General features: G+C 67.6%; 21 protein-coding genes and 1 pseudogene. 16 read left to right on the top strand and 6 right to left on the bottom strand.

Annotated features, from left to right (window positions below; genetic code table 11):
• Nucleotides 1-43: 43 nt before the first annotated feature.
• Genes QE416_RS05415 through QE416_RS05405 form a run of 3 tightly spaced genes read left to right on the top strand, consistent with a single transcriptional unit; the run spans nucleotide 44 to nucleotide 4050 of the window.
• Nucleotides 44-748: an HAD hydrolase-like protein gene (locus QE416_RS05415; protein WP_307314198.1), complete on the top strand. Its 705-nt coding sequence runs from the start codon at nucleotides 44-46 to the stop codon at nucleotides 746-748.
• A complete protein-coding gene (locus QE416_RS05410) occupies nucleotides 741-1934 on the top strand; it encodes a hypothetical protein (RefSeq protein WP_307314195.1) in 1194 nt (397 codons plus the stop codon). Before QE416_RS05415 ends, QE416_RS05410 begins: the two co-directional genes overlap by 8 nt.
• A 52-nt stretch (nucleotides 1935-1986) precedes the next feature.
• The gene (locus QE416_RS05405; RefSeq protein WP_307314192.1) at nucleotides 1987-4050 is read left to right on the top strand and encodes a bifunctional lysylphosphatidylglycerol flippase/synthetase MprF; all 2064 of its coding nucleotides are present in this window, start codon (nucleotides 1987-1989) and stop codon (nucleotides 4048-4050) included.
• A 63-nt stretch (nucleotides 4051-4113) separates the two neighbouring features.
• Here QE416_RS05405 and QE416_RS05400 read toward each other — a convergent pair whose 3' ends face one another.
• A complete protein-coding gene (locus QE416_RS05400) occupies nucleotides 4114-4320 on the bottom strand; it encodes a cold-shock protein (RefSeq protein WP_056225145.1) in 207 nt (68 codons plus the stop codon).
• Nucleotides 4321-4641: 321 nt separating this feature from the next.
• Between QE416_RS05400 and QE416_RS05395 the strand changes: the two are divergent.
• The 6 genes and pseudogenes from QE416_RS05395 to QE416_RS05370 form a co-directional block, all read left to right on the top strand.
• Nucleotides 4642-4734 (top strand): annotated as a pseudogene (locus QE416_RS05395) (hypothetical protein); the annotation flags it as partial.
• A 155-nt stretch (nucleotides 4735-4889) separates the two neighbouring features.
• Entirely contained in the window at nucleotides 4890-5252 is a 363-nt protein-coding gene (locus QE416_RS05390) for an FCD domain-containing protein (protein ID WP_307317997.1), read from the top strand.
• A gap of 49 nt (nucleotides 5253-5301) precedes the next feature.
• Nucleotides 5302-5730: a GNAT family N-acetyltransferase gene (locus tag QE416_RS05385; RefSeq protein ID WP_210075616.1), complete on the top strand. Its 429-nt coding sequence runs from the start codon at nucleotides 5302-5304 to the stop codon at nucleotides 5728-5730.
• A gap of 4 nt (nucleotides 5731-5734) precedes the next feature.
• The gene (locus QE416_RS05380; protein WP_307314189.1) at nucleotides 5735-7039 is read left to right on the top strand and encodes a sensor histidine kinase; all 1305 of its coding nucleotides are present in this window, start codon (nucleotides 5735-5737) and stop codon (nucleotides 7037-7039) included.
• Nucleotides 7036-7713, top strand: coding sequence for a response regulator transcription factor (locus QE416_RS05375; RefSeq protein ID WP_267788860.1), 678 nt, complete (start codon nucleotides 7036-7038; stop codon nucleotides 7711-7713). Before QE416_RS05380 ends, QE416_RS05375 begins: the two co-directional genes overlap by 4 nt.
• Nucleotides 7714-7927: 214 nt before the next feature.
• Nucleotides 7928-8260, top strand: coding sequence for a hypothetical protein (locus QE416_RS05370; protein ID WP_267788859.1), 333 nt, complete (start codon nucleotides 7928-7930; stop codon nucleotides 8258-8260).
• Here QE416_RS05370 and QE416_RS05365 read toward each other — a convergent pair.
• Both QE416_RS05365 and QE416_RS05360 read right to left on the bottom strand, forming a co-directional pair.
• Nucleotides 8247-9245 carry an endonuclease/exonuclease/phosphatase family protein gene (locus tag QE416_RS05365; RefSeq protein WP_307314185.1) on the bottom strand — a complete coding sequence of 333 codons (999 nt, stop codon included), beginning with the start codon at nucleotides 9243-9245 and terminating at the stop codon, nucleotides 8247-8249. The two genes, QE416_RS05370 and QE416_RS05365, sit on opposite strands and share 14 nt — an antisense overlap.
• Before the next feature lie 83 nt (nucleotides 9246-9328).
• A complete protein-coding gene (locus tag QE416_RS05360; RefSeq protein WP_210075605.1) occupies nucleotides 9329-9595 on the bottom strand; it encodes a GlsB/YeaQ/YmgE family stress response membrane protein in 267 nt (88 codons plus the stop codon).
• Between the two features lie 226 nt (nucleotides 9596-9821).
• Between QE416_RS05360 and QE416_RS05355 the strand changes: the two genes are divergently transcribed.
• Entirely contained in the window at nucleotides 9822-11231 is a 1410-nt protein-coding gene (locus QE416_RS05355) for a ferric reductase-like transmembrane domain-containing protein (protein ID WP_307314181.1), read from the top strand.
• Nucleotides 11232-11694: 463 nt separating this feature from the next.
• On the opposite strand, the gene QE416_RS05350 is transcribed toward QE416_RS05355, so the two are convergent.
• Nucleotides 11695-12486, bottom strand: a complete 792-nt coding sequence (locus QE416_RS05350) for a hypothetical protein (protein ID WP_210075601.1) — start codon at nucleotides 12484-12486, stop codon at nucleotides 11695-11697.
• A 162-nt stretch (nucleotides 12487-12648) separates the two neighbouring features.
• On the opposite strand from QE416_RS05350, the gene QE416_RS05345 reads away from it, so the two are divergent.
• Nucleotides 12649-13710: a DUF3800 domain-containing protein gene (locus QE416_RS05345; protein ID WP_307314178.1), complete on the top strand. Its 1062-nt coding sequence runs from the start codon at nucleotides 12649-12651 to the stop codon at nucleotides 13708-13710.
• Between the two features lie 97 nt (nucleotides 13711-13807).
• On the opposite strand, the gene QE416_RS05340 is transcribed toward QE416_RS05345, so the two are convergent.
• Complete coding sequence (locus QE416_RS05340; RefSeq protein ID WP_210075596.1) at nucleotides 13808-14047, bottom strand: hypothetical protein; 240 nt, start codon at nucleotides 14045-14047, stop codon at nucleotides 13808-13810.
• 164 nt (nucleotides 14048-14211) lie between these two features.
• Here QE416_RS05340 and QE416_RS05335 point away from each other — a divergent pair, with 164 nt between their 5' ends.
• On the top strand, nucleotides 14212-14400 hold the full coding sequence (locus QE416_RS05335) for a hypothetical protein (protein WP_210075595.1): 189 nt from the start codon (nucleotides 14212-14214) through the stop codon (nucleotides 14398-14400).
• A 128-nt stretch (nucleotides 14401-14528) separates the two neighbouring features.
• Here QE416_RS05335 and QE416_RS05330 read toward each other — a convergent pair whose 3' ends face one another.
• A complete protein-coding gene (locus QE416_RS05330; protein ID WP_210075593.1) occupies nucleotides 14529-14840 on the bottom strand; it encodes a helix-turn-helix transcriptional regulator in 312 nt (103 codons plus the stop codon).
• An 82-nt stretch (nucleotides 14841-14922) separates the two neighbouring features.
• Between QE416_RS05330 and QE416_RS05325 the strand changes: the two genes are divergently transcribed.
• From QE416_RS05325 to QE416_RS05310, 4 genes are all read left to right on the top strand, one after another.
• Entirely contained in the window at nucleotides 14923-15867 is a 945-nt protein-coding gene (locus QE416_RS05325) for an AAA family ATPase (RefSeq protein WP_307314172.1), read from the top strand.
• A 35-nt stretch (nucleotides 15868-15902) separates the two neighbouring features.
• Nucleotides 15903-18290, top strand: coding sequence for a S8 family serine peptidase (locus QE416_RS05320; protein WP_307314171.1), 2388 nt, complete (start codon nucleotides 15903-15905; stop codon nucleotides 18288-18290).
• 316 nt (nucleotides 18291-18606) lie between these two features.
• A complete protein-coding gene (locus QE416_RS05315) occupies nucleotides 18607-19110 on the top strand; it encodes a hypothetical protein (RefSeq protein WP_210075586.1) in 504 nt (167 codons plus the stop codon).
• A gap of 187 nt (nucleotides 19111-19297) precedes the next feature.
• Nucleotides 19298-19933: a hypothetical protein gene (locus QE416_RS05310; RefSeq protein ID WP_307314168.1), complete on the top strand. Its 636-nt coding sequence runs from the start codon at nucleotides 19298-19300 to the stop codon at nucleotides 19931-19933.
• Nucleotides 19934-20005: the final 72 nt, after the last annotated feature.

The raw sequence follows: 20005 nt of genomic DNA, 5'->3' as shown, positions 1-20005 counted from the left end.
CGCGGCGAGCGCCGCGCGCGGGCAGCGCCGGTAGCGTGGACGCATGCCTGCACGCTCTCCCTTCTCCTGCGTCCTGTGGGACGTCGACGGAACCCTCGTCGACGCATCGGAGGGAATCCTCCGCCGGTTGACGATCACACTCGAGCACTTCGGACGCACGCCCCCCGTGCGGGGAGAGCTGTCGCACTGGATCGGTCCGCCGATGTTCGAGTCGTTCCAGGTGAACGTGGGGATGACTCCCGAGCAGGCCACCGAAGCCGTCACCTTCTACCGCGGGCTGAACAAGAGCGAGGGCTACACGGTGAGCGCGCGCCTGTACCCGGGCGTCGAACAGCTGGTGCACGACCTGCACGCGGCGGGCATTCCGCAGTCGACGGCGAGCTCCAAGCCCGAAGTACAGGTGGTCGCCCTCATGGACCACTTCGGCCTCGCTCCATCACTCGAGGCCATGGTCGGAGCCACCCTCGACGAGCGCACCCTGAGCACGAAGGCCGACGTCGTGCGCGAGGCGCTGCGCCGTCTCGAAGCCGCCGGGGCCGACACCTCGCGCCCCATCCTCATCGGCGATCGACACCACGACGTCGAGGGAGGGGTGGATGCCGGGGTGCCGGTGATCTTCGTCCGGTGGGGCTTCAGTTGGCCCCACGAGGCGGACGGCGCCCAGGCTGCCGTCGACGAGATCGACGAACTGCGTGCTCTTCTGCTGATCGACGACTCGTCGGGACCGGGCACCTCCGTCGGTGTCTGAACTCGAGGGGGTTGCCCCCGCGACGATCGCCCTGCTGGCGGCCGCACTCACCGTGGCGGCCATCGTCATCGCCGTGCGGCTCTGGCGCAGATCGCCCCGTGCTCGCGCCGCGGCCGCCCAGTCCGTGAGCGATGCCGCCGAGGCGCTGCTTCGCCTCGACGACGCCGTCATCGAACTGGAGCTGGCCTTCCGGGCCGCGGACGCGGTAGATGCCATCGACGAACCGACCGAGCTCCGCCGCGCCCGGACCGCCGCCCTTCGCACGCGCGATCGCGGGTTCGCCGACGTCTCGCGCCTCGAGACCGACACCGGTCTCGCTGTCCGGCGACGCGACGAGGCCCGCCGGTTACGCGCCCAGCTGGACGACCAGAGCGAACGCGTCGCTCGCACCCGCACGCAGCTCGAGGAGTGGGCCCGCACGCACCGGAGCGCGGCCGCGCTCCTGGCCGCCGCCCGCGGCCGCCGCGCACGACTGATCGAAACGACGGGCGACCCCGAGCCGCTCCTCTTCGTACTGCGCGAACGTTTCGCCCCCGAAGACCGCGACGATGCCGAGGCGGCCGGGCGGGCGGCATCCGACGCCCTCCGCGACGCCGACGACGCCATCGAGCGCGCCGCCTCCGAGCCGGACGGCCGCCACCTCTTGGACGCCTCCGCCGCCCTCGCCCGCGCCGAAAGACAGCTGCGCGCCGTCGAGGACGCGCACCGGGTCGCGATGCAGGCCGCCGAGAACGCGGCGACCGAGATCACCGCGGCGCGAGCCGAGATCGCGGCAGCGACGCAACTGGCGTCTCGCCGGCCCGGCGAAGCGGCACCCGACGCCGCTGAGCGCTTGGACGCCGCCGCACGAGACCTCGAAGCCGCGGCGACCGACACGGCCCGGCGACCCCGGCGCGCCATCGCCATCGTGGCCCGGGTACGCGAGCGAAGAGACGAAGCGCTGAGCGAGGCGATGACCCCGCGGCAACGCCTCGAAGCCGCACGCGCCGCTCTGCCGGGAACCCTGGCCTGCGCCCGCGCCGCCCTCGCCGTCGCCGACGCGCGCGACTCCGAGGCCCCGATCGCCGATCGCCTCCGGCTCGAAGACGCCCGCCGTCACCTCGCCGCCGCCCGCGCGGCGACCGATGCCGAGCAGGCTCTCGCCCACGCCCGCGCCGCGTGGCACTCGGTGTCCCGACCGAGCTGACCACCGACCCCGGTCCGCCGTCGCGCGACCCCCGTGCCCTATCGTGAGCGGCATGGGGCAGAACACGATGCGCCGACGGGTGCCGCAGCTCGCGCGCCGCCTGCCGGCCACGATCATGCTGGTCGGCATCCTGCTCGCCACAGGCGTCGCGACCGGCGCGCTCTGGCAGCCGTTCACCGCCTCCGACGCCTTCGACACGCTTGCGTACGGCCTGCCCGCCCTCGAGGCCGGCCGGTGGTGGACGCCGATCACCGGCACCTTCGTGATCAGCGCACCGTGGCTGTACCTCGTCGGCCTCCCGACCCTCGTCGGGATGGGGTTCCTCGAGGTCCGTCGCGGCACGCGCGTCGCGAGTGCGTACTTCGCCGTGGGCCAGCTCTTCTCGATCTTCGCCGCGTCCCTCTTCCTGTGGCTCGCGGCCTTCTTGTCGTGGCCTTGGGCGCAGGCACAGGCGATGACGCTCGATGTGGGTCCCTCCGGCGGTGTCTTCGCCTGCGTGGCGGCGGCGCTCGCGCTCCTGCCCTCCCCGTGGCGCCTTCGCGCGTGGACGGTCCTCATCGCGGGTCTCGCCCTCACCTTCCTCTACTACGGCTCACTCCCCGATCTCGAGCGCGTCCTCGCCGTCGCCCTCGTGCTGGGAGTCGACAGGTCGCTGCGCCCGCAGCGCGTGAGCGTGCGCGAGCAGCGCCTCATCGCGTTCGTGGTGCTGTGCGCCCTCGGCGCGTTCGAGATCCTGGGCTATCTCGCCCCGATGACCGGCCCCTTCGGTTCATCGGCGGCGGCCTCGGGCTCGTGGGTCGACGTAGCGGTCAATACGCTCGTCGTCCTCGTGATCGCCACAGCCCTCCGCCGCGGTCGACGATGGGCCTGGGTCGTGGTGATGCTCTACAGCGCGCTGAACCTCCTGTTGGTTCTTCTGCTCTTCGGCGTCCTCCTCCTGGAGGGTCTCACCCAGATCGAAGCGGATCTGGATGCCGACTTCACCAGCGTCCTGGCCTCCTCGGCGCTGTGGCTCGTGGCATCCGTCTACTTCTTCCTCGTGCGGGCGGCCTTCCGCGCCCGTCCGCGCGCGGCGCTCGGCGACTCCCCCGCTCCGTCGGTCGCCGAGGTGAAGAACGAACTGCACGCGACCGGCGGCGGCACGCTGTCCTGGATGACGACGTGGGACGGCATGTCGTACGCGCGCTTCGGCCGGGGCATCGTCGCCTACCGGCGTCGCTCCGGCGTCGCTCTGGCTCTCGGAGATCCCCTCGGTCCCGTCGGCACGCGCGCTCAGACCGTCCGCTCCTTCGTCGACGCCGCCGAAGCCGCCGGACTCGCCCCGTGCTTCTTCAGCGCGGGCGAGGCGACGGCCGATGCCGTCCCGGACGGATGGCGACGCATCGTCGTGGCCGATGACACGGTGGTCGATCTGCCCGGCCTGCAGTTCACCGGCAAGGCCTGGGGCGCGGTGCGCACCTCGCTCAATCGCGGCGAGCGCGAGGGCATGACCTTCCGCCTCTCGAGGCTCAGCGACGAGACGTGGGGGGTGCGACAGCAACTGCGTGCGATCTCGGAGAGCTGGGTCGGAGACAAGGGCCTGCCCGAGATGGGGTTCACCCTCGGCACCCTGCACGAAGCGGCCGATCCCGAGGTGCGTATCGCCCTTGCGGTCTCACCGCAGGGCGATGTGGACGGCTTCCTGTCGTGGCTGCCGATCTACGGCGAGGACGGGATCCGCGGCTGGACGCTCGACCTGATGCGCCGCCGCGACGGCGGCTTCGGGCCGGTCATGGAGTACCTCATCGGCGCATCCGCCCGCGAGTTCTCCGCCGAAGGAGCCCAGGTCATGTCCCTGTCCGGCGCCCCGCTGGCCCACGAGTATCCGGCGGATGCCGGCGCGATCGCCGACCTGCAGGACCGCATGGCCGCGATGCTCGAGCCCGTCTACGGCTTCGCCTCGTTGCACCGGTTCAAGCAGAAGTTCCACCCGCGCTACGAGACGATGTACCTGCTCTACCGCGACGAGGCCGATCTCACGCGAATCGGTGCCGCCCTGACGCGGGCGTTCCTTCCGCACGCGACGCTGGGGCAGTTCGCCGCCGCGGGCGTCGACCTCGTGCGTCACGAACACTGAAGGCCCCGGCCGACACGCGGAACGCGCACGACCGGGGCCGGACCGACCGGAGCCGGTGGAGGATCAGAGGGGGCGGATGTTCTCCGCCTGCAGGCCCTTGGGGCCCTGGGCGACCTCGAACTCGACGCGCTGGTTCTCTTCGAGCGAGCGGTAGCCGCCCGACTGGATCGCGCTGTAGTGCGCGAAGACGTCCTGGCTGCCGTCATCGGGCGCGATGAAGCCGAAGCCCTTTTCCGAGTTGAACCACTTGACCGTGCCCTGCGTGCTCATTCGTTCTGCCGTTTTCCGCTTGAGCCGGCGCCGAGCGCGCCGGTCTGTGCCCCCACGGTAACCGCCGGGGTCTGTTCTCGCACGGGTCCGTGACACAAACGTTGCGAGGCGCGAGATACGCGGAAACACGCCGTAAGCCCATACGACGCCCGGGCTGAGCAAGGCTCGAAGCCCGGGCGTCGACGGATCCCCCCGGATATGTCACGCGAGGCGTGACGGCGATCACTTTACCGGCGCGGGGGCCCGCGCGCGACACGAAAACGAAGAATCAGCAACTTCTTCCCATGTGCTGTGGTAACCGGAGGCCCTAAAATCCGGCTGATGGATAGTCGTCGGCGTGCTTCCGCCCTCGTCGACGAGGCCTACCGGGCCCTCGGCGAGGCGATCGTCGATGGTCGACTCCAGGCCGGCGACCGCCTGCGCGACGTCGAACTGGCAACCCTGATGGGGATCTCCCGCACCCCCGTGCGCGCGAGGCACTCCAGCGGCTCGAGCGGATCGGACTCGTCGAGGTCGCAGCCAACAGATACACCCGGGTTGCGGCCCTCACCGACCGTGCCCGCAACGACATGCGCGAGTACGCCGCGCACACCATCGCGGCCGCGATGCACGTCGCCCTTCCCCGATGCACCGATGAAGAGCTCCTCGACACCGCACGCTTCGTCGAAGAGATGCGTTCCGCCGAATCTTCGGAGCAGTACGTGCGCGCGGTCATGGATCTGGCCTCGCACCTCGTGGCCGTTTCACGCAATGTCGTCTTCCAGAAGACCTTCCTGCAGCTCGATCTCGTCCTCCGCCGCAACCTCGAGGGGTGGACGAGCGTCTCCGACGGCACCCGCGAGACGCTCTTCCGCCATTTCCACGACCAGGTCGCGCGCCGCGACACCAATGGCGCCACGTGGACGTTCCTCGCCCTGCACGGTTTCGCCTGACCGCACAAGAGCCGCGACCGACTCCGCCCGCGCCCGTTAGCGTGACGCCATGCCCCACATCGAGCTGCGAGACCTTCGAAACCACGATCGGGATGCCGCTTTCCAGGCGGTGTCGGCGAGCACCTCCGCGTGGCCCCGAGCGGCGTTCGCGGATCGCGAGGCCTTCGACGCATGGGCGGCGGACGACAAGGTCGACGCGCACGTCGTCGTCGAGGACGGCTCCGTGGTCGGGGTCGCCGCGGCGCTCGACGTCGACGGCGACCGCGAGATCCTCCTCGCCGTCTCTCCCTCCGCGCACGGCGACGCTCCCACCGAAGCCCTGCGTCTGCTCACGGCCCGCGAGGCGGAACGCCCCCTCTACGCGTGCGTCTCCGCCGACGACGAACCCTCGCACGCCGTCCTCGCCCGCATCGGTTTCGTCGAGCACGGGCGCGACGGCGACGACGTGGTCTACGTGCTGCCGCCGACGTTAGAGTGACGCGGTGCCGACGAGTGACGAAGATGCGAACCCCCGGATGGTGGATGCCGAGGGCTTCACCCGCGTCCTGAACCGTCCCCGGGCGATGGTGGCCTTCGTCGTCATCGTGTTCCTCGTCACCGTCGTCCAGGCGCTGTCCGACCCTCTCTCCGCCGTCCTCCAGGGCGACATCGTCTGGGATTACCGCATCCCGTTCGGTGTGGTGATCGCGCTCGTGATCGCCGGGTGCGCCGCGCAGAGCGCCTTCCTGCTCCTGTCCGCCCGGTTCCCCCTCGTCGCCGTGCTGGGGACGACTGCCTGCTACCTCGCTCTGGTCGCCGGGCTCGAGATCCCGCGCTGGCTCGGCGCCCTCCCCCTCGTCGTCGGCGTGGCCGTGTTCTTCCTCGCCGCCCAGAGGCGCGCCGCGGCGGCCATCGGGTGGACGCTCGCGGTGATCGGCGCAGCCGTCGGCATCCTGTCCCTCTGGTCGACGTCCACCGGGGCGCCGCCCGCCGTGGCGTGGAGCTTCGTCCTGAGTTCCGGGCTCGCCTTCGCCGCCCCCGTGGCCGGTGCCGCAGCACTCGGAATCTGGTGGGCTCGGCGCATGAACAGCCTGCGGCGAGCGCGCGCAGAACTCGCCGCCGCCGCAGCCGAGCACGAGGCCGAGCTCGAGAGGGCGCGCATGCGCGAGCGGGCGCGCATCGCCCAAGAGCTGCACGACGTCGCCGGTCAGCATCTCGCCGGTCTCCTCTCCCTGGCTGACGCGGCGGTCGACATCGACGTGCTCGACGCCGATCAGGCCGCCGCCCTCATCGCCGAGATGCGCGCAGAGGGCCGTTTCGCCTCAGCCAGCCTCTATGCGGCGCTGCGCGACCTGCGCGCCGAGAGCGACGCGCGCGCCGAACCGACCCTCGACCTCCGCTTTCTCGACGAGCTGCTCGACTACTGGTCGTCGCGGGGGATGCACGTGGTCGCCCGCGTCCACGCGGCCGTCGACGACCTCCCCGCGATGGTCTCCACGACCGCCTACCGCGTCGTCCAGGAAGCCCTGACCAACGCCTGCAAGCACGCCCCCGGCGCGCCCGTGTCGGTCGACGTGCGCGTCTCGCCGACATCGATCAGAGTGGCCGTCGGCAACGAGGCCGGCCGGGCCTCCGCGCCCTCCGATCTCCCCGCCGGACTCGGGTGGGGCCTCACGGGAATGGCCGAGCGCGTCGACCTCCTGCACGGTTCCCTCACCGCGGGCCCCGTCTCGACGGGCGGATGGGCGGTCATCATGGAGGCACCTCTGACGGCCTACGAACCCACGACCCCCCTTCTGACGCCGTGACGACGGCCGGCAACGACATCCGGGTCCTGATCGTCGACGACAACCGCACCGTGCGCCGCGGCATCCGGCTCCGGCTCGAGAACGCCACGGGCATTCGCGTCGCGGGCGAGGCATCCAACGGCCGCGACGCCGTGGTGCTCGCCCACGCGGAGCGCGCCGATGTCGTGCTCATGGACCTGCACATGCCCGGCATGAACGGAATCGAGGCCACGCGCCTGATCACGGCGGACGAGCAGGGCGGATGCCGCGTGATCCTGCTCACGAGCGAGGTCTCCGACGCGTTCGTCGTCGACGCCATCGAGGCCGGCGCGAGCGGCTACCTGCTGAAGGGGCACGACAGCGATCAGCTGCTGCCGGTCATCCGCGGGGCGGCGGCCGGAACGGCCACGATCTCTCCCCGCGTCGCCCCGAGACTGATCCGCGAACTGCGCGAAGCGCGGAGCGCTCCCGCCGAGCCGGAGCAGGTGGCTCTGCTGACGGCCGCGGAACGCAGGGTCGTGGGGTTGCTCAGCAGCGGAGTCACCTCGACCGACGACATCGCGAAGAGACTGAGCGTCTCAGTGAACACGGTCCGCAGTCAGACCGCCTCGGCGCTGCGCAAGCTGGATCTCGACGACCGCACACAGCTCGCCCTCTGGGGAGTGCGCAACGGGCTTCCACGCCCCCGGTCGTAGTCCGATCGGATGAAATCGCCGGACCCCTTCCCCTCCGCCACGTGTGCCCGGGCCGGCCGCGGCGAGCGCCCGATGTCGATCGGGGGCACACTGAGGGCACAGCGTGAGGGGACTCCGCTGCCGCATTCCGCGCGGGGTCGAACTTGTTGGGGGCGGCCCCGCGCGGCTCGCGGCGATCGTTGACCTCGCGGCGATGCCGTGTTGGGGTGGAGCGATGACGAGCGAATGGGCGTGGAGCATCTTCACCGTCGTCGGCGCGATCCTGTGGTTCTGGTCGATCCGGCTGACACTGCGGGCCTACCGCGACGAACGCCTGCCGATGTGGGCGAATCCCCGCAATGCTCCGGGTCGCGCCGTCGCGGCCCGTGCCTTCGGGACGGGCCTCGCGATGTTCGGGGCCGGTATGACAACGGGCGCCGTCGACACGGGGCCCTGGACCGCCGCGGTCCTGGCGGGTGCGTTCTTCGCCGTTGTTTTCGTCGCCCCCTACGCGATCTCGGTCGCCGTCCACAATTCCCGTGTGGACCGAGGTGTCACTGCGGCGTGAGCGTCGCGACGATGGGGCGGTGATCAGTGCCCGCGTCGTCGAAACCGTCGAGGACGGCGAAGCCGTTCACCCTCCACGCCGAGCCGACCAGCACATGATCGATCGGCGCGGCGAGGCCGACGGGCAGCCGCACGGGCCAGGTTCCCGCGGCGGCCGAACCCGCTTCGGCGGCGGCATCACGGCATCCGCCGATCGTCGCCCCGTCGACGCCGAGACCGGCGAAATGATCGACCGTGGAGTTGAGATCGCCCGCGACGATGACGTCGCTGTCGGTGCACCTGTCCGCGATCCATCCGAGGCCGAGCTCCCAGCGATCGGTGACGCCCGGCAGGGGTGGCATGGGGTGGGCCGCGACGAGGATCGGACCCGAGCCGTCGACCGACCTCCACACCCCGCTCGGCAGGCCGACCGTGGAACCCGCGTCGGCGTCGAGCTCGTACTCACCGAGAGCGCGGGAGATCAGAATCGAGGTGGGGATGACCTCGCCGTCCGGTGCCGCCGCGACCGTGTCGTGCGCCATCGAGATGCCCTCGCGATCCAGGATGATGGCTACCTCGGCCGCCGCGATCGCATCGGTCTCGGGGAGGCTGACGACGTCGGCACCGGTCTCACGCACCATCCGGGCGATGGTCTCGGGCGTGACCGAACCGCCGTACGTGTTCCAAGCCGCGATCGTGAGCTCCCCCGGCTGCACGGGCGCTCCCCCGCCGCGAGCGAGCAGCACCGCCCCGTTGCCCACGGACGCCATGGCGAGCGCGATCGAGAGGGCGGCGGCCACTCCCCATCGCCGACGCCAGACCGCGACGCCTGCGACCAGCAGGGCGGCGACCCCGAAGCCCAGAGCGAGCAATGCGCGCAGCGAGATCGCGTTGGCTACGAGAGGCAGGCGATGGATGCCGACCCCTTGCGGCCACACCACGACAAACGCCGCCACCGATCCCCCCGCGAGAGCGAGGAGGAAAGGGAAGCGGCGGTGTTTCGGCATCCCGCCCAGTAAAGCGGGTGACGGCCGAAGACGCGGAAAGGCCCGGGGCGCGGTCCAATCGCCCCGGGCCTTTCGCTGCAAGGTCAGCGCGCGGCGCGACGACCCACGATGAGGCCGTAGATGAGCAGAACGATGATCGAGCCGCCGATCGCGAGCAGCCACGTCTGGATCGAGAAGAAGTCCTGCAGCGGAGCGTTGAAGAGCAGACCACCCAGGAACCCGCCGAGCAGAGCGCCCACGACGCCGAGCAGCAGCGTGATGAACCAGCCGCCACCCTGCTTGCCGGGGAGGATCAGCTTGGCGATGGCGCCGGCGATGAGGCCGAGGAGAAGAAATCCGAAGAATCCCATGATGTGTTCCTTTCGCGAGTGTGAACCGATGCCCGCTCGAGGCGGGACTCTCGTTGCATCCAGCTTCCTCTCAGGAACGAGATTCGGGGGGTGGGTTGCGTAAGACGCGCATTTCTGGTGCAGTCGCGCGTCCGCGCGAACGGCGTCGTCCGGCCGGCGATCGACCGAGCACGGGATGCGAGACTGGAAGAGGCCGGCGCGCCCCGTCCCGACCGGAGGACGCCCCATGAGCAGCACCACCCGACCGTATGGTTCACCGTCTCTCGGCACGACGCAACGGGACCGCGACCGTTCCGTTCGCCGACGAGAGCGTGCCGAGCTCGCTCTGATCGCCCTCTGCTGGGTCTCCGTCATCGTCGCCGTGATGCTGTTCCTGGGGTCCGGGCGACCCGCGCAGGTGACCGATCTCGCGAGCGTGGTCACGGCCGCGGGGATCGTGACGGGCCTCATCGGCACCGACCTGCTGCTGCTCATGCTCGTGCTCGCCGCCCGCATCCCCTGGGTGGACCGCACCTTCGGGCAGGACGCCGCGATGAGGTTGCACCGCCGCCTCGGCAAGCCCGCGGTGTACCTCGTCTTGGGCCACGGCGCGCTGCTCACCGTGGGCTACTCCCTCCGAGACGGTCTGTCGCTCTGGCACCAGACGCTGTCCCTCTATTCGGGGGCCGACATGCTCCTGGCGCTGCTCGGCAGCTGCCTTCTGGTTCTCGTCGTCGTGACCTCTCTCGTCGTCGTGCGTCGCCGACTCGCGTACGAGGCCTGGCACACGATCCATCTCGTCAGCTATGCCGCCGTTCTGGTGGCGGTGCCTCATCAGCTCTCAGCCGGCCAAGTTCTCTCCGGCAGTACGCCGCAGAGCGTGTACTGGATCTGCCTCTACGTTCTGGCGTTCGGCTCGATCGCGTGGTTCCGCTTCGCCGCCCCGCTGCTCGCCACGGAAGAGCACCAGCTTCGAGTCGCCGGCGTCGAGACCCTCGCCCCGGACGTCTTCTCGATCCATCTCTCCGGCCGCGACCTGCCGCGGCTGGGCGCCCGAGGTGGGCAGTACGCGATCTGGCGCTTCTGGAGTCGCGGCACGTGGTGGCACGCACACCCGATCTCGTTCTCCGCGGTGCCGACCGACACGAGCGTCCGCCTCACCGTGCGCGCGCTCGGCCGCGGAACGGAGCGTCTCGCTCGGCTGCGGCCCGGAACGAAGGTCTCCGTCGCTGGCCCGTACGGGATCTTCACGGATGCCGCCCGCACCGCCCCGCGCCTGGCCGTCGTCGCCGCCGGGATCGGCGTCACCCCCGCACGTGCGCTGCTCGAAGACACCGGACTGCGCCCGGGCGAGGCGACGGTCGTTCTGCGTGCGACCGACCGCTCGCAGACCTTCCTCTGGGACGAGACGAGAAGCCTCGTCCAGGACGCCGGCGGCGCGGTCGTCGAGATGATCGGCAGCCGGCCCGCCGAGGAATCGTCGTGGATGCCGCTCGAGGCGATCGAGCGAGGGGCGACCATCGCCTCGGTCTTCCCCGAACTGCAGGAGTCGGACCTCTTCGTCTGCGGGCCCGCAGAATGGGCGGATCTGGTCGTCCGCGACGCGAGGGCCGCGGGCGTGAAAGACCGGCAGATCCATGTCGAGAGATTCGTGTGACCGTCACGCCCCGAACGTGCAAGAAGGGCCCCGGAGTAAATCCGAGGCCCTTCTTCGTTGTGTGCGCCTCCTGCGCTCCTACTGCAATCGGGAGCGCCACACTGCCCACCTCGGGAAGCTACGCGCTCAGGCAGGCGCGGAGCGCGCCTCACGAGACCGACCAGCCTTGCCGGTCGACAACCCAAGACCGAAGCGGTTGAGTGCAGAGGTAAATGCCGGCATCGTCGCCGACTATGCGGCCAAGATGCCCGTCCGCGCCATCGCTCGGAAGTACGGAATCAACGAGTGGACGGTGCACCACCGACTCAAGCGGACGGGGGTGATGAAGCGTCCGTACGCCATCCAGCCGGACACCGTCAATGCCATACTGCGGCTCCATACGGCGGGGCGCACAAACGTTGCCATCGCCCACTCGGTTGGTGTCTCCGAGACGTCCGTCCGCAACATACTCAAGAGACACGCGTCAGAGCTGTAGGAGGCTTGCTGGGAACCCTTTGATAGGGAGCGGAGCCTTCGCCCTCACTGCCAGGAGATGCGGGTTAGCCTTCCCGCCGTAGTCGAAAGGAAACGCTGCCTTGGCGACGGTGCCGACCCGGTCAGCAACGACGTCAAGGATGCGAAGGGTCTGCAGTTGGGTCAACCGAACTCCTCGGGTCATATAGGGCGCTTCGCTTACGAGACCTAGGGCGGCCTCGTCAGCTGTCGCAGGGGCGTCAATCTTCAGAAGTGCGACGTGCGCCTGAAAGTCGGCCTCACCGGCGGGGGTGCGAAGGTCTCCACGAAGATGCGTGAGTTTGTTCCTGATCCAGAGCACCGCCTTAATGTCCGGTGGCGCGACATCGATGCCGATGTAGTGACGGTAGAACAGCTCACACTCCGGCCACTTCCACGAGTTCTCGGTTCCGCGGGAACTGAGGGAAGCGCCAAAGCGCCGAAGAACCGCATTCGCCATGGCGTCCAGGAAGACCTCGTAGAGCGCGCAGGCATCCTTGATGACAGCGCTGGACAGCTGCCAGAAGTATTCGTCGGGCCACACACCGACGGCTTCCTGGAAGAGTTCAGCGACCAGCCCCTCATCGTGCTGCTCGGGGTCGAAGATCGCATCAGCACGCGCCTCGGCCGCGGCCCACTGAGCGTCGAGCCACTCACTCATACCGTGGTTCGTAGCAATCAGGAACGCTCGAACTTCTTCCTCCGGCATTCGCCACACGGAGTACTCCGCGGAGACGTCGTGCGAGGGGATGTACGTGACCATGACAGGCAGCGTACGGCTCGGCTGTGATCCCGCGCAGCTATTGTCGCTAGACACGTCGAGCATGCTCCCCGGGGTCATCAACGTCAGGGCCTAGGACTCCGGCCGGCGTACCCGCCTGGGCAAGCTACAAAGCCGGAGCAGCGCTCGGATCATCATCCGACCATGATGAGTGGCATGGATCAGTCAACGCAGCCCACCGTCATCGCGTGTGACGAGTCTGGTTCCGAAGGGGACAATCTGCTCGACGCTCGTGATCCCGCTTTCGTGCTGGCGAGCACCAGTCTGAGCATCGCTGACGCAGACGCACTCATGGATAGACTGCGTCGCGATATTCCGAGCCAGGCGCCTGAGTTCAAGTCGAAGATCGCATTACGCCAGAGGCACAGACCCGCACTCCTAAACGCCCTCGACAGTCTGGCTGACGCAGGGAACATCCATCTGGTGGACAAGTCCTACTTCGTCACTGCAAAGCTCGCCGATGTTCTGCTCGCAGGTGACTTCGTGGACATCGGCCTGCATGGCCGCGCACGCGCCGACTATCTAGCCAGCAACGCTGCGGCCGCAGTGGGCAGTCAACGGTGGGATGCCCTGCTCGCGTCTTTCGCGACGCTGCTAAGAGGCTATCGGCGCGCTGGGACCGAACGGCCCGCGCCGGATACGTTCTTCTCCGCCCTACGTGATGCGCGTGCGAACTGCTGGGACGGAACGACGGGCGTGATGCTGCATCGCATGTGGGCGGACCGCCTAAAGGTCATCGAGCTGGCCGCCGCGCCGGCCGCAGCGATGAGAGAGATCGATCCCATGTGGCCCTCATTGGTAGCCGTCGCCCAGGCCTGGACGATCCGTCTTGGGGATGTGCCGCTTGAGTTCGTCGCCGACAATTACGGCAGCATCGGCCCGGACTCAGTTGACGAGCTGATAGCTGCTGCTGGACGCCCGTTCCCGGTGCTCGGCCTTTGGCATCCCGGAGCAGATTTGCGTGGTGTCAGGTTCGTCGACTCGCGGAGCGATTCACGAGTGCAGGTCGCAGACATACTCGCCGGCGTAGGAGGGGAGATTGCCCGACTTGCATTTGCCGGCGTGTTTGACGATCCGCTGCAGATCCACGCGCACCCACTCTTGGACGCGAACGTAATGTGCGCCACTGGCTCACCCATCGACGCGCTATCTGAGCGCCGAGATTCCCCCTACCTGGAACAGTACCTACGCCAGAGGGGAGGCTAGTGAAGGTCGATACCTACGGCTGAAATCCCAGATGCTCTAGGAAGTTTCTCTTTCACACCACCATCGCCACGGACGCTCAGGCGGTCTCGAAGCTGGCCTATTCCTCGACTTCCACGATCTCGTACTCGGGATCTTCCTCTCCGTCTTGCGGGTAGTCACCGGGGTTAGAGAGGTGGAGAACTTCGGCGCCGGTGTGGAAGTTGTTGAGCTGGTCGGCAGCGTAGGCCTCAGCTTCGGCCTCCGTCTCAAAGATGGCGTCCTCGTCATCGAAGCCGTCATCGTCCCATTGAACCCTGAAGCCCATCTGACACCCTCCAGTCCTCAGCGAAGACGACATGCGTTATGCGTTGCCATCCTCACGTCAACGTAGGGCCCCGAGACAGGCCGCAGCAACTGGCGGCAGTTTCACACAGCTCGCTCCATCAGGATCCGGGTCTGCTGCACGGATAGGTGACATCTGATCTGGCTTGCCTGGGAAGGCGGGCCTGGAAGGATGCCATCGTGCCCAAGGCCTATCCGAAGGAGTTCCGCGACGACGTGGTGCGCGTCGCGGAGAACCGTGAGCCCGGCGTGACAATCGAGCGGATCGCCGCCGTGCAACAGACCCACACTCCGGCGCATGTATTCGGCCTGCTCCGGAGGGCGCGTCAGCAGGCTGACCGCCCAGTCAGGACGAGTCCGCGCAGCTGATCCTGATCAGTTGCGCGAGCGTCTCGGACGTCTGGCAGGTCACGCGGCTCGGATCCGTCGCGGCCAGCACAGACGTCACCACCCCGAACTAATCGGGGCTATCCGCGCCGGCAAGGCGCCAGAGTCCCTCACCGAGCGTCCGGGTCCGACTTCGGTTCAACCGAACTCAATCTCGCCGTCCTCAGGCGACCCGTCCGACGACGGACGACGTCGCTGATGTCAAGGTCGAGGGCTACGGCCAAGGCCGCGACCGTGAAGACGCCTGGGTTGGCGCTGCGTCCGTCCTCGATCTTCTGGATGGTCGACGCGTTCACCCCGGACCGCGCCGCCAGTTCCGCACGGGATAATTTGGCTTGCTCGCGTGCTCTGCGCAGCGCCGCGCATAGATGCTCCGAGCGATGCAAATTGAGCATTTTTTCACGTCGAAGGCGGCCGGACACGTACGCAATATTAGTACTTTTTTCCCATACCATGAACCGAAAGTGTTAGACTGCGAACATGGCTGGGCGTCACCTGAGGGACATGATCTCCGCATACGGGGAGAGGGACGATCTAAAATTCCGTCGCGCCGCCCAGGCGATAATTCAGGAAGAGGAAGCCAAGCGGCACAACGTCCTCGCCCGAGAGCTGCGAGGGATCCTCGCAGCCAACAGCGCGCTAGCCGTCACCGAAGAACCGGCACTTCCTGAGGTACCCGTCGACCGCGACTCGTCACTGCCACTCGCCTACACCAGCCGGCCGGACGCCATGCTGACTGACCTCGTCCTCGGTGAGCAGCCAGCAACATCGCTGAAGGCGCTTCTGAACGAGGTACGACAGTGGTCTCGGCTAGACAAGATGGGCCTCCCTCGCCGAAACCGTCTTCTGCTGTCGGGGCCGCCGGGCTGCGGGAAGACAAGCACGGTCGAGGCGCTCGCGGGTGAACTCGGTCGCCCACTCGTCACCGCGCGTGTAGAAGGGCTCATCTCCAGCTACCTCGGCGAGACCGCAGCCAACCTCAACAACCTGTTCGAGTTCGCCAGCTCTGGCCCGTACGTTCTCTTCCTGGACGAGTTCGACAGTCTGGGCAAGCGGCGCGACGACCCGAGCGACCACGGCGAACTTCGCCGCGTCGTGAATGCAGTCCTGCAACAGATTGACCGCTACGCCGGTCCGTCACTGATTGTGGCGGCCACGAACCATTCCGGCGTCCTCGACTCGGCCCTGTGGCGGCGATTTGACACCATCGTCGAACTTCCTCTGCCCACCGCAACCGAGATCGCCGAGCTACTCAGCCGGCTCCTCCCCGAGCTGTCCCTCGACGAAATACGCGGATTGGCGGACGAGTTGAACGGCCGTCCTCATGCTGCGGTCGAGTACTTCGCGTACTGGGTACGACGTTCTGCCGCCCTTGACGATGCAAGCACCCCCGACCCCGTGCACCTCCACCGCGCCCTATCTGAAACGCTTTCGCGGCCGTGGATGTAACGCACGGCGACCGAGGGATGCCATAGCATCCTGGCGTGGCCGACCATCTCCCGCTTCCTTCTCCGCTAACCCTCGACGGCGCCAAACGCCGCGAGGGCTTCCCTGACGGCGGCGGAGACTTCAGCCGCCGCGGACAGGCCACGACCCTGCGGGGAATCCTCGAGGGGCTCGAGTCACATTCGCCGGGGCTGTTCTCATTGAGCACCGATGACGATGTCGAAGACGACGGTATCGACGCTGACGATCTCGGCCGCCACGTGTTCAAGATCACCGGCAAGATGCCGTTCTCGACCTCCGGGCTCGGAGGATGGGAGCACAAGTTCGTACAACTTGCCTTCGCCCACGACCGCGCCTTCTACGCACTGAGCGATGCGGACTCCCGCGCGATACTCCGCACACTCATCGAGGGATACAACGAGGACCCCGAAGACTTCACCACGTCCTCCAAGGCGTGGCTGGACGCACTGGACAACATCACCGGCATCGAGCTGTACGGACGCGAAGACCGTACCGCGCCAGACCTTCGCTTCCCCGAGGTCGACGACGTGACCACCGTCGACGTCAGCATCTGGCCCACGTCCGTCGCCTCCCGTGGAGCACTGAAGGTCGCCAAAGAGCGCCTCGACGAGGTCGAGGCGCTGATCACCTCCGACACCGACGGACGCGTCCGCGTACTGCTCAGCGACGCGTCGAACCCGGATCGGATCCACCTGCGTGCGCAGGTGGATCGGGCGACACTAGACGCTCTGCTCAATCACTCGCTCGTCGAGCGCGTCCGAGGCCCATTGGCCATCGACGTGCGCGCGGAAGATCTCAGCACGGCGCCCCGCCCGACGGACAGCATCACCCCCGCCGGGGCGCCCATCGGCGTGATCGACGACCTCGTGTCGACCGCGAACCCCTGGATGCACAATGTCGTGCGGGCGACCCGTGACTTCCCTTCCTCAGGCGCGCTCGGCACCCCGACCACCCACGGCACGCACGTCGCTGCCATTGCCGCATGGGGAAGGGTGGCCGACCTCCTCGGTGGCACCGTGGACCGTGACCCGCGACCGATCTATGCAGCCCGAGTAGCTCACAGCAACGCGCAGGGACAAGCGGAACTCGCCGACGAGCCAACCCTGCAAGTCGAAAGTGCCATGCGCTGGCTCGCCTCCGAGAACGTACGCATCGTGGTCTTTGCGTACGCGCAGGCGTACGCCGACTCAGGGGCACTCCCGGCGGACCTCTCCGCAGTCATCGACATGCTCGCCCGAGAGCTCGACATGGTGGTCATCGTCAGCGCCGGCAACCTCACCGCACTGCCCTCTGGGACGCACTGGAAGACCGACTACCCCCAGTACCTGGAAGGCGAGAACGCGCGTATCGCCGCGCCGGGAACGGCCGCGCTGGCGCTTACGGTCGGGTCGATTGCCCACACTGACCAGGTCGACGTGTCGCGCTTCCCGGGCGGCGTCGGCATTGCCCCCGCAGGGAAGGGCGCACCCTTCTCCCGCACCGGGCCTACCGGCACAGGCCAGCAGAAACCTGAGTTCGGCGGGTACGGCGGCAGCTGGGCATGGAACCACGACACCGACGCCCTCCTCATCAACGACGCAAACGTCTCCGCCATCTCGCTTACGCCCGCCAGTGGAGGCCGCCTCTTCAGCACCGTGGCGGGCACGAGTTATGCTGCGCCGCACGTTGCGAACGAGATCGCGAAGATCGCCACGCGCTATCCGGCGGCCGGAGCCAATCTGTTGAGGGCGCTGACCGCTCTCTCCGCCGAGCCGCCGCACCACATGCCCAGCGTGCAGCACGCCGCGTACGGTGTCCCGCGCGCGGAGAACGTGCTCGAAAGCGAGGGCAGTCGCGCAATCCTCGTGCACGAAGGAATCATCGACGGAAACGCCTACCAAGTGATCGAGCTGCCCGTCCCGGAGCAGTTCGCGTCGGGTGCGTGGGAGCGGGAGCTGCGGGTGGCGCTCGCCTTCGACCCCGCAGTCCGCCGCAGCCGACGCGAGTACATCTCGTGCCACATCGACGTCGATTTCGTGCGCAACATCTCCCTCGATGAGATCAAGGAGATTTGGCGCCGCCAACCCACACGCGCGGATCGCCTGCGAGGTGCGGCGTTCCGAGACCTGCCCACGGGCCGGGAGCGACCAGGCCTTCTGCCCGGGGTGCAGTCAGTCAACTCCGATACCGTCTTCTGTCGCAGGTACCGTACGGTGGGGAACGCGTGGAGTGTGGACGACGAGACGTACTACCTCGTGTTGAGCCACACCTACAGTCCCTGGACGGAAGCTCAGAAGAAGGAGTACCCGACACAGGACTACGCCCTCGCGGTCGAGTTCCTGGCCGTCGGACAGCCACAGCTGGACTTGCACTCCCTGACGCAGGCTCAGCTGAACGCGCGAGTGCGGGGACGGGCTCGCTCTTGACTCATCAGGCCACCCCCTGGGGCTCGGATCCGTCCGCGTCCTTCAACGATCACACCGCAGGCGACTATTCGGTGAGGGAGAGTGCCCGAGGTAAGCGGCTCACCTTCCGCGGGACGTGCCCGTGGTGCGCTGGCTCCGTCGAGTGTCCCGTCGATCTTCAGCTGGTCCCGTCCAACGACGCCGGAGCATTCGTCGCTCAGGGTGCGAGCGAGTTGGTCCTCGTGATCGAATGCACGTGCACCGAACCCCACCCAGGACGACCCGATGGGCAGACGGGCTGTGGGCAGAGCTGGACCGTCGTGGTGGAGAAGGCAGCATGACCTATCGGGTGGTCAACGTGCGCCGCGCTACCGCAGATGAACTGGCCGCACGGAAACGGCTGAAGGAGATGGCGGCTAACCAGTTGCCGTCCGTCCGCAGCGCTGCCGAGAAATGGCGTAACGGTGTCGGGCTATCCGGCGGAGCCATCACAGTCGCGGGACTGATAGCTGCGCCTGAAATCGTGAAGGACGCCACCGCAACGCAACTGCAGCAAGGCGTCTGGCTCCTCGGCGCCGCCGTCGGCCTCGTGTTGGTGGCGATGGCGTGCGGCCTGCGTGCCTCATTCGGGTGGCCGGCGTTGCGCAACATCGCCACCGCTGACGCGTTACGAGAGTGGGAGCTCCGCGAGGTCACACGAAGTATCTGGTATCTGCGTGCCTCGATGATCGTCAGTATCGGGGCGGTGGTGGTGATCGCTCTTGCGGGCGCCGTCCTGCTGTTCGGTCTGGACTTGGCGACCTTCCACCTCACCGAGCCGGCTCCTGCACCAACGCCCTAACTCATCAGACCTGATGAAGTTTGGTCACGTGTTCTCGTGAGTGAACGCGGTGAGTCAGCGAGGTGAGACCTCCGGTTTGAGCCGGACCGATGAGATGGACCGGCTACCTGCTCGGGCCTCGGCACTCGACGACGAACTAGAGGCTCCCACGAGTGAGTACGAAGGCATCCATCAGAGCATTAGCGACTTGAAGCGCGACCTCAGACTTGCACAACGCTACAAGCGTGACCTGCAGAGTGCCGGCAACTCGTACGAGAAGAAACAGATTCACAACGACTGTCGGAGCCGCCTTGGCGATGGAAGCCCCTCGAAGCTGATCTCGCAGCTCGGTAGGGAAATCGATCGCTTGGGACGCGATGCTTCCAAGCTCGACCCTCGGCTTCGAGACATCGCCCGCAGAGGGTCGCTCGAGGTACACGCGATCGTCATCGACGGCAGCAACTTGGTCTACCGGGACGGGAAGCTAATCGGTCTCTTCGCGCTCCGCGCGCTGTGCGCGGAACTCGTCGACAAGTATTCAGTCACGGTCGTATTCGACTCGTCGACCCGACGGAGGCTGGGGCTCCTTGATGACGGCGCCTTGCGTGCGCAGCTTCCTGGACCATCGGTGCATGTTACCGCTCCCGCCACGAGCACAGATAAGACTGTTCTTGATTTGGCTGCGGAACCCACCATCTTCGTCATCAGTAATGATCGCTTCGCCGAATATCTCGAAAAATCGGCAATACGCGATGGTCGGATAATTCGGCACGAGATCCTCGACGCGCGCGCAATCGTTCGCGACATCGGGCTTGACCTTCGTTACACCGCACGGTTGCGATAGGTGCGAACACGAGGCTAACCTTCGTTTCCCACCTCACCCATCGGCTACCTCAACACGCTCGACCGCATTGAC

Source organism: Microbacterium sp. SORGH_AS_0421 (assembly GCF_030818635.1).
GTDB lineage: Bacteria > Actinomycetota > Actinomycetes > Actinomycetales > Microbacteriaceae > Microbacterium.
Note: the sequence above shows the minus strand (reverse complement) of the source record. Positions and strands in the feature narration are given on the sequence as shown.